Annotated in this window: 9 protein-coding genes; all 9 read left to right on the top strand. The window is 49.6% G+C overall.

Going from position 1 to position 9,285, the window contains the following annotated elements; translation table 11 throughout:
* The first annotated feature begins 421 nt into the window (after positions 1–421).
* On the top strand, positions 422–685 hold the full coding sequence (locus ACN5NT_RS22825; protein ID WP_419176990.1) for an IS3 family transposase: 264 nt from the start codon (positions 422–424) through the stop codon (positions 683–685).
* A 1,049-nt stretch (positions 686–1,734) separates the two neighbouring features.
* Positions 1,735–2,211, top strand: coding sequence for a hypothetical protein (locus ACN5NT_RS22820; RefSeq protein WP_419176989.1), 477 nt, complete (start codon positions 1,735–1,737; stop codon positions 2,209–2,211).
* Complete coding sequence (locus ACN5NT_RS22815) at positions 2,201–2,833, top strand: cytochrome c3 family protein (protein ID WP_419176988.1); 633 nt, start codon at positions 2,201–2,203, stop codon at positions 2,831–2,833. Before ACN5NT_RS22820 ends, ACN5NT_RS22815 begins: the two co-directional genes overlap by 11 nt.
* 46 nt (positions 2,834–2,879) lie before the next feature.
* Positions 2,880–4,178: a 4Fe-4S dicluster domain-containing protein gene (locus ACN5NT_RS22810; RefSeq protein ID WP_419176987.1), complete on the top strand. Its 1,299-nt coding sequence runs from the start codon at positions 2,880–2,882 to the stop codon at positions 4,176–4,178.
* Positions 4,175–5,170 carry an RnfABCDGE type electron transport complex subunit D gene (locus ACN5NT_RS22805; RefSeq protein WP_419176986.1) on the top strand — a complete coding sequence of 332 codons (996 nt, stop codon included), beginning with the start codon at positions 4,175–4,177 and terminating at the stop codon, positions 5,168–5,170. The genes ACN5NT_RS22810 and ACN5NT_RS22805 overlap by 4 nt, the downstream gene beginning before the upstream one ends.
* Positions 5,163–5,762: an FMN-binding protein gene (locus ACN5NT_RS22800; protein ID WP_136799074.1), complete on the top strand. Its 600-nt coding sequence runs from the start codon at positions 5,163–5,165 to the stop codon at positions 5,760–5,762. Before ACN5NT_RS22805 ends, ACN5NT_RS22800 begins: the two co-directional genes overlap by 8 nt.
* 2 nt (positions 5,763–5,764) lie before the next feature.
* A complete protein-coding gene (gene rsxE / locus ACN5NT_RS22795) occupies positions 5,765–6,382 on the top strand; it encodes an electron transport complex subunit RsxE (protein ID WP_136799075.1) in 618 nt (205 codons plus the stop codon).
* A 14-nt stretch (positions 6,383–6,396) separates the two neighbouring features.
* A complete protein-coding gene (locus ACN5NT_RS22790) occupies positions 6,397–6,969 on the top strand; it encodes an electron transport complex protein RnfA (protein ID WP_136799076.1) in 573 nt (190 codons plus the stop codon).
* Positions 6,970–7,011: 42 nt separating this feature from the next.
* Entirely contained in the window at positions 7,012–9,135 is a 2,124-nt protein-coding gene (locus ACN5NT_RS22785; protein WP_419176985.1) for an FAD-dependent oxidoreductase, read from the top strand.
* The last annotated feature ends 150 nt before the right edge of the window (positions 9,136–9,285 follow it).

The following is a 9,285-nucleotide window of genomic DNA, read 5'->3' as shown; positions in this document are numbered from 1 at the left end:
AGAAGTCAGAAGCCAGAGGTAAAACGTAAAGCGTTCTTAAACACTTCTCACTTCTCCCCTCCCCCTATCTGTTCACGACCAAAATGTTTTTCTACAGTCATAGCGAAGAGGCTCCACCCATTCCCATCACGAACACGGAAGTTTCCTGAAAAGTTCACCCCTTCGGTCGAGTCGATATGGCACACTCAGAAATAGGTGCGGAAAATTGGATAGATCGTTAAGGTCGAGTCAAAACATTCGAGAGGGCTTCGCTCATGAGACAGCGAAGAAATTTTTCTGCAGAATTCAAAGCAAAGCTTGCCCTTCAAACATTAACTGGAGAATCAGCGCTTATTGAAATTTCCATGGAATAGGCGTTCATGCAAACATGATTACCAGGTGTAAAAGATAGGGCCAGCTAACCATTTGTCGCCAATGCGAATTGCTCCGTCTCAAACGGTCCACATTTTACTACAAACCCAAGGGCGAAAGTGTAGAAAATCGTGAGCTGATCCTGCCGGTAGACGCCCAGTTTCTCGAGACACCTTTTTATGGCACACGGCAAATGAGACGCCACCTGCGAAATCCCAGGCACTCCCTTGGACGACGCAGCGTGAAGCGGCTTATGCGTAAAATTGGACTGGTAGCTATATATCAAAAACCACGAACCAGCACAGCCCACACGGCTCACAAGAAACAACCATAACTATTGAGAGGGCTGAAAATCGACAGGTCTGGTGTACAGACATTACCTATATCCCGATGCCACGAAGGCCACCATAATCATGCCCCGATCCTGTCCAATGAGCAGGGACCACTTCTCAGGTCGCCGCCGATTCTTTATACAAAAGCCTCTACCATATCTTTTCTGATCGGGGCTTTTTTCTTTCCCATACCCAACTCATCCAACGTCCCACTTCCCACGTCCAACCTCCAACCTCCAACGCCCCCTCTCACCTGCCGTTTCTCCATGTATTATAATTTTGAACTCAGCAATTTCGATCAGTTTCAGGCAATTATGGATGTAATCTATTGTTTTTTGGGGCCATTTAATGCTTGTAAATTAGCCAACCATCCCCCTCTGCTCAAAGGACTTCATCATTTAAGCAAAAGAGGCCATCATTCCCTGAACAATTCCTTTTCACCAAAAACACCCTGCAAAATATCCTGATAATTAACAATTCTTCTATCAAATTGATGTGTCAGATGAATAAAATGCACATTACGCCCAACCGCAATGACACCTATTTTGTCTACTTCCTACACCTTAAAAAATTTTTTTATATTTTTTTGATTGTTAAAATTCGTAACCACGGCAGATAATTGTCTTCCACCTTCCATCACGCCACCCTCACAACCTAACCGTTTACATCGCCCCTCAAAGATAAACATTTATCCACAATATCGTGTTGTTGATTCCGGCTTGTCTAACTTATGTGACACCTTTACAATCGTTATCTATTCGGTAAACGGTATCAATTCACCTTATGAAGCCTTAACATAGTACTGATTGTAAGTGGAAATCGCTCGTAGCAAGATCTCTAAAAAGGTTGCCAGTCTTTTGAGGTTTCGCTAAGATCGAATCGTTCCGGTTCAAGGGGATCTGACCCTTAAATTATAATTGCTGTTTTTTTAATGAAGCACAGTGGCTAACAGGATTTTCATATACCTTTGTCTATGTGTCCCGTTATCCTTTAAGCTATAGTACGTCCTTCAAGAGCATCATTCGATCCCCCCACTCTAACGGAGTAAGAGATGAAAGAGAAAGCTGTAGGATTATCTGCGCCCAGGAAAGACGATGTTGAAGCAAAGAGTCCTTTAATGGAACGCTCTCATATCAAAAAGGATACCTATTTAAACTGCTGGTGCCCTCATTGCGACAAAGCTCTCAACGAAGAGGGCAAGGCCGTCTTCCAAATTGTTAACAGCCGTGGAGAAACCGGTATCAGCAAGGTTACTCCCTCCCTCAACGTTCTTGATCGAGAAAGTAATATTCATGTCGAGGACGATGAAGAACTGACTGATGTTCTCTGCCCCCACTGTAACACGTCACTTATTGAACCGGACCAACTCTGCAAAGAGGACGGGTGCAAGCTCGTTAAATTCAATGTCTCGGTTTCCAATTCGATAAAATTGAAACTCTTGCTCTGTGTCCGCCGGACGTGCCGCTGGTACACGATGAGCGAGGAAGACAACGAACGACTTATTTTAAGGGATAGTCATGAGTGGTAGCCACAGGAAGCGTAGGAACTGGATACGATCACTAACGGTCGTGACAATTATTGCCGGGGCCGGGGCCGTTTTGAGCGGTTTTGTCCCTAACGAACCTGCTGAAACAAATAGACTCTATTTGCAAAGCAGCGCAGGCGCAGTTTTGTTTGATCACAGCAAACACAGCAGTAACGCAGAGTCATGTGCTGTTTGTCATCATGAACTTTATAGCGCCGAGCCTGTCACTGCATGCATCGAATGTCATGATGAAGGGTTTTCCGCCGATGATGTCAGCCATGATCGACTCAAGGAAATCCACAGTCGCGACTGCTCTACCTGTCACGAACAAAACAGTGACAACGTCGAAGCAATTTCCTGCAGAGAGTGCCATCCCGGCACTCAGCAGAGTGAACCGGATTCAATCAGCTGTACAGAATGTCACGATGATGATTATTCGCCGGAAATCATGGAGCACGATGAGTATCTTGAAATAGAAGACCATACCTGTCTGGGATGTCATTCTCCAGGTACAATCTCTGAGGTATTTCATTTAAATTGTTCTAACTGCCATCTTGAGACCGCTCCAGACAGATTCGCCACCGATAGTGGAGAAGTGTCATGCGGTGCATGCCACTTACGATGAGGAATTTATAATGCAGGGACTGCTGAAATTATTCAAGAAAAAGCCAATGCTTAAGGCTTTGACAAACTATGATCCTGAGATTCGCCAGGTTCCTGATCCCGATCGGGTAGTCATCCCCATCGAGTATCCTGGCAGGGTTCGATATCAACCCACAGTTGCAATAGATGATGTAGTACGCAAAGGACAGGTTATCGCAAAGTCCCCTATCGGGAACTGTCTCTGTGCCTCTATCAGCGGTACAGTTAAAGACATTACCAGTGTATGGACAGCTCAGAGCTACCATTCTCCAGCCATTATCATTGATGGTAATGGAGGAGACCCTATAGATCCCGAAGAACTTTTTGCAAGTACCGAGGCCGCATCTTCAACAGATAATTATGAAATCGCGCTGAAACGTCTTCGTACCGCCGGCGTCGCTCCGCCTTGGTCCATGTCCGGGCGCGAATACAGTGATGACGATGAGGTCATTCCCGCCTTGCCGCCAATCAAGGCCTTCATTGTTACCGGTGTCCGCCAAGAGCCAACCATTGTCACCTCGCAAATTCTTCTCGAGCAGCATGCTGACAAAGTGGCTGAAGGACTTCAACGGATAGGTGCACTGCTCCCCGGTGCCCGTGTATGTATGACAGTACCCCAGCAGTTTCGCTCCTGGGCCTGGCAGAAATTTGCGGACATTGCCGAACTTGAATTCATTCCTCAACATTATTCAGGGCGCATCGAGCGTGATATCATCTCCAAAATTGTGGGTCAGAGAATACCGAACCGTGAAAGCTACAGGTACCACGGAATAGCCGTACTTGATGTCGAGTTTTTACTGGCCATGGTTGACGCTCTTAATGGAAAGTCATCACTCACCCAGAAATGTGTCACCATCAGCGGCCCCGATATCGAGCAGGCTATTACAGTTCGTTTTCCATTGGGCAGTTCCATCGCCCATATACTTACCAGCCAGGGCTTGAATCCTTCAGATTATTCCCGGCACGTGGTTGGCGGCCCAATGATGGGATTTGCCCAGTATACTGACTCGACACCGCTCACCTATAACAACGGTATCTATCTCATTACCGAGGATGTCTCACCTTTCGATAGCATCGCCCCTTGTATCAACTGTGGTAGATGCGCCCGGGCCTGTCCAGAAAACATCCAGGTACATCTGGTGAACAGAATGATAGAGTTCGGGCAAATCCAGGAAGCAAAGAACTATCACCCGGAAGCTTGCCACGAGTGTGGGCTCTGCGCCAGCGTATGTCCTGCAGAGAGACCAATCGTTCAGCTCCTCCATTTCTGCAATCACGAAATGGTTCATGGTGAGCGTTACAACTGGATTACGGGAGACAACCAATGAAAGAAATACAATCGTTCCAACAGCAGTCTCCTCCAGAGACACACATGCTTGATGTTGCCGTGGGCCCCCACTATCGGCTTGGCAGCGGACTGGCGGAAATCTACCAGCGCTGGGTTGTTGCCCTGGTACCCGCCATGCTCGCCAGTGTATATTATTTTGGCCCTGCTGCCGTGCGCATCTTCGGCCTATGCGTTCTTTTCTCGGTTCTCATCGATCTGATATCAGAAAAGCTCGCTCCTTCCCGGGATCTTACCTCCAACTGGAGCAGCGTCAGTCTGGGACTGCTCCTTGCGTTCATGATGCCCCTCAACGCGTCATGGTGGCTGGTTCTCATCGGTTGTCTGGTCATGATCGGGATAGGCAAAAAATTCTTTGGCGGAGTAGGAGCCTACCCTGCTCAGCCCGCAGTTCTTGCGTTGGCTGTTCTGCACCTTTCCTGGCCAGCCCGGATGGATCACACCGCCGCCCTCAAAGATCTCGACTGGTCAGTCACCATGGTCGAACCTTTGAGACTGTTAAAGTCCATGGGGGCCGGGGCAGAGTCTTATTACAGTTCACTCGATCTTCTGGTTGGCCGGCAGATAGCAGGCACAGCAGAGGGGATGGTGCTGTTTATTCTCATAGGCGGAATATTTCTGCTTGCACTGCGAGAAATCCAATGGCAATTACCAGCAGGTTTTCTGGTAGGTTTGCTAACTACTGCGGCCCTGCTGCATAGGACCAATCCCGAACTCTTCGCAAGCCCAGCATTTTACCTGTTGAGCGGAGGAACTCTATTCATGGGATTTTTCCTCCTTACAGACCACACCACCTCACCCGTAAACAAGCTGCCTCTTTTTCTTTACGGTGTTCTTGCCGGTGTGTTGCTTATTCTCATCCGGGGGTACTCCAAACATGTTGACGGTATCGTCTTCGCCGTGCTGCTGGCCAATCTCTGCGCACCGCTGCTCGATATGATCAAACCGAAAGTCAAGGGGGCTAAAAATGTCTGAGATAGTACGCATGGTGGTGGTGCTCTCCCTGATTGCCGGGTTCTGCTCTGCCGCCCTCACCGCAGCCAACGTCAAGCTCGCACCCAAAATAGAGGAACAGACCGATCTCTATGTGAGGGGTCCCGCACTTGAGCGACTCTTTAACAAACCTGCCAAGGAAGTACTGGGTAATAAAGTGGTCATGGAGTTGAACGAGCAAGAGATCCCAGTATTTTTCACCATAAAGGATCAAAAGGTTTCCACAATTGCCGTTGAGGCCATTGGCAAAGGCGGTTACGGCGGGGACCTCAAACTGATGATCGGTATTGACCTCGCCGCCGAACGCATGACAGGCATGGAGGTGGTCAGCCACAGCGAGACCCCAGGCCTTGGAGCCAGAATCGAAGAAATTACTTTCAGGAAACAATGGCAAGACTTACCGACGGACAGCCCCATAGCACTCACAGCTGACGGTGGCCAGATCGATGCCATCAGCGGCGCTTCATTTACATCAGGCGCTGCGGTGAGAGGTACCAACGAAGTAATAAACTATGTACGTGACTACAGAGATGAGATCATTCAAGCGATCTCCAAGCTTCAAAAGGATGCGTAGCTATGGCTGAGAAACTTCAACAAACACTTACTGCCGGACTTTGGAAGAGAATACCACCCTTTCGCCTGGTGCTTGGATTATGTCCATCACTGGCGGTTACCATGTCCGCAGAGAACGGATTCGGTATGGGCCTCGCAACCGCCTTTGTACTGATCCTCTCCAATGGTGCTATTTCCGCGTTACGCAATATCATCCCCAGCAAGGTGCGTATCGCTTCATACATCGTCATTATTGCAACACTGGTCTCAATCGTTGAGATCATTATGAAAGCGTATTTTTTCCCTCTTTCCGAACAGCTCGGCATCTACATTCCCCTGATCGTCGTTAACTGCATCGTTCTCGGTCGGGCGGAAGGGTTCGCATCCAAAAATCCTCCGTTCAACTCGATGGTCGACGGCTTAAGTGTCGGCGCAGGATATGCCCTGTCACTGACCCTTATCGGTTCTGTCCGCGAGATCTTCGGAGCCGGAACCTGGTTTGGATTGCCAGTCTTTGGTGAAGCTTTCGAGCCAATGACTTTTCTTGTATCAGCGCCAGGTGCCTTTGTAACCATCGGGTCCCTGCTCGCTCTCCAGAACCTCTTCTCCCGCTGGCGCGGCGAGAAGTTTATACAGGGATAAGGGGGATAACAGCTATGGATCTTATTTATCTTGCTATTTCAGCAACCTTCGTCAACAACATTCTGTTGGCCCAATATCTTGGAAACTGCCCGTTTCTTGGTGTTTCCAAAAAACTTGAAACGGCCATGGGTATGGCGGCGGCAATCGTCTTCGTGACACTGCTTGCCTCCATTTTCACCTGGTCGGTTTTCACCTATGTTCTCCAGCCGTATGATCTGGAATTCCTGAAGACGCTGAGCTTCATCCTGATCATCGCCTCACTGGTTCAGCTGGTGGAAATCATCTTAAAGAAAAAGAGTCGAACACTCTACAATGCGTTGGGAGTCTACCTGCCCCTGATCACCACGAACTGTGCTGTCATGGGTGTGGCTCTGCTCATCGCCAAAAATGAAATGGGGTTTGTAAATATGCTGGTCTTTTCAACGACCAGCGCCCTTGGTTATGGCCTGGCCCTGATCTTGTTTGCCGGCATTCGTGTACGGCTGCAAATCTCTGCTGTGCCGCATTCATTACAAGGCACAGCTATCGCGCTGGTAACAGCGGGAATCATGGCTTTGGCTTTTATGGGCTTTCAAGGAATGGCCTAAGTTGCCCGGTTATAACCTAACAGGGAATTAAGGAGAATTATTGTGACTACCCCGGTACTCCTATTAGTCGGAATTGCTTTTGTGGCCGCTGTCATTCTTGGCATAGCAGCCCGAATTTTTCATGTGGAGGAAGATCCCCGAATCGAAGCTGTGACCAACCTTCTGCCAGGCGCCAACTGTGGTGGATGTGGACAGGCTGGCTGCAGCGCCTCAGCGGAGGCAATGGTTAAGGGAGAATTAGAAGTAAATGCCTGTGTGGTTGGCGGCACTGAAACCGCTGAAGCCATTGGCGCGTATCTTGGTTACGACGTAGCAGGTTCAGAACCTTCTCTCGCCTGTGCTACCTGTGAAGGCGGCTACAGAGCCGCCCGTAAATATAACTACTCCGGCATGGAGGACTGCCGCGCCGCCCTCCAGCTTTATCATGGTTACATACGCTGTGAAAATGGCTGTCTTGGCCTGGGTTCCTGCCGTAAGGCCTGTAAGTTCGGCGCGATCACTATGGACCCTGAATCGGGACTGCCACAATTTCATCCCGACCGTTGCGTGGGCTGTGGCAGTTGTGTTGCCGCCTGCCCGAAAGGAATTATCAAGCTGGTTGGCGAAAAAACCAGGATTCTGCACTGGAACCAGTATACCCAATGCCTTTCACCATGCCGCCAGAGATGTCCGGCACAGATCAACATTCCGAAATATCTGGCCCATGCACGTAACGGAGAATACGGCGCCGCATTGGCGACCGTAAAAGACAACAACCCGTTACCTGTTGCAACCGGTCGAGTCTGTCCTGAACTGTGCGCCACCGAATGTCGTCGCCAAACACAGGACGACCCACTGGCAATTAATGCAGTCAAACGCTTTGTTGCCGACTGGGAACGCAACAGCGGCGAGCGTATGCAGGTCTCAATTGCACCCGATACCGGTAAAAAGGTTGCAGTAGTTGGTGCAGGTCCATCAGGTCTGACGGCTGCATACTATCTCAGACGCCTTGGTCATCATGTTGAAATCTTTGAACAGATGCCTAAACTTGGCGGCATGCCTCTTTACGGCATTCCGGATTACCGCCTGTCCGAGGAACAGTATGAATGGGATATCGACGGGGTTCTCGAACTCGGCGTTGAGGCACACACCGGTGTCAAGCTTGGACGGGATTTCAACATTCACGCACTCAAGGCCCAGGGGTTTGATGCTATCTTCCTTGCCATCGGTCTTTGGCAAGGCCGTCTGTTGCCGTTCGAAGGTAAGGAATTAAAAGGTATCTATAGCGGTATCGATTACCTGAGACGTTTCCACACAGACGAGGAGATCATCAAAGGCAAAAGGTTCGTTATCATCGGTGCCGGTAACGTCGCCATGGATTGCGCCCGTTCCGCCCTCAGGGCCGGGGCAGAAGAGGTGATCCTTACCTTCCGTTTCTCCCGTGACCTGATGGAGGCCAATGCCCACGAAATAACGGACGCGGAAAACGAAGGTGTTATCATGCGCTGCCTGCTTTCCCCGGTTCGCTTTGTCGGTGAAGATGGCAAACTGACCGGCATGGAAGTGCAGGAAGTTACCCTGAAACAAAACCCGGGTAGCTTGCCTGACTGTATCCCCGTTGAAGGCTCAAATGAAATTATCCCCTGTGACGTAGTCATTCAAGCTGTCGGCCAGGCAGCAGAACTGGATGAGATTGTCGAAGCAGACGGCTTGGAGCGAACCCGTTACGGTACCATCGACGGTAAAGAGGAAACACTTGAGACCAACATTGAAGGTGTCTTTACAGGCGGCGACTGTTTCACCGGCCCTCGCCTCCTGGTCGAAGCGGTGGCCGGCGGCAGATACGCTGCCCGCTCGATTCATTACTATGTAACTACCGGGGAGATTCCGCCCATCGAGGACAGGCAACGCGAGATGGTGCCTCAGGCAATGGTCGACTCGCTCATCAACGTAGCTCCACTCAATAGTAGAGCTGTTAAACCAATGATCTCACTTGAAGAGCGTATGGGCAACTTCAGAGAGGTCGAAGGCACGATCAGCGAGCAACAGTGTCTGACGGAATCCCAAAGATGTCTCAATTGCGGTATCTACTGTTATGACCAGAGTGACCTGCCTCAGTCAGAGATTCGCCAGGCCACTTCCTGTCCTAACGAGCCTCATATTAAAGAGAAAACAGTTAAGCAATAAGTGATTTGCGTTCACAAACACGAGCCCCGATCAGCTTTGCCGATCGGGGCTCGTGTTAATGCCTTATGTTTCGATGAGCAGTCCACGATTTCATAAGGATATCGCCCCAGTAGGAGCCACCCTTCCAAGGCAAGTGTCTCATTAAATTGA

Origin of the sequence: Desulfosediminicola sp., from assembly GCF_048381775.1 — a bacterium.
GTDB lineage: Bacteria > Desulfobacterota > Desulfobulbia > Desulfobulbales > Desulfocapsaceae > Desulfopila > Desulfopila ganghwensis.
The sequence above is the reverse complement of the archived record's forward strand: the minus strand, read 5'-3'. Positions and strand labels throughout refer to the sequence as shown.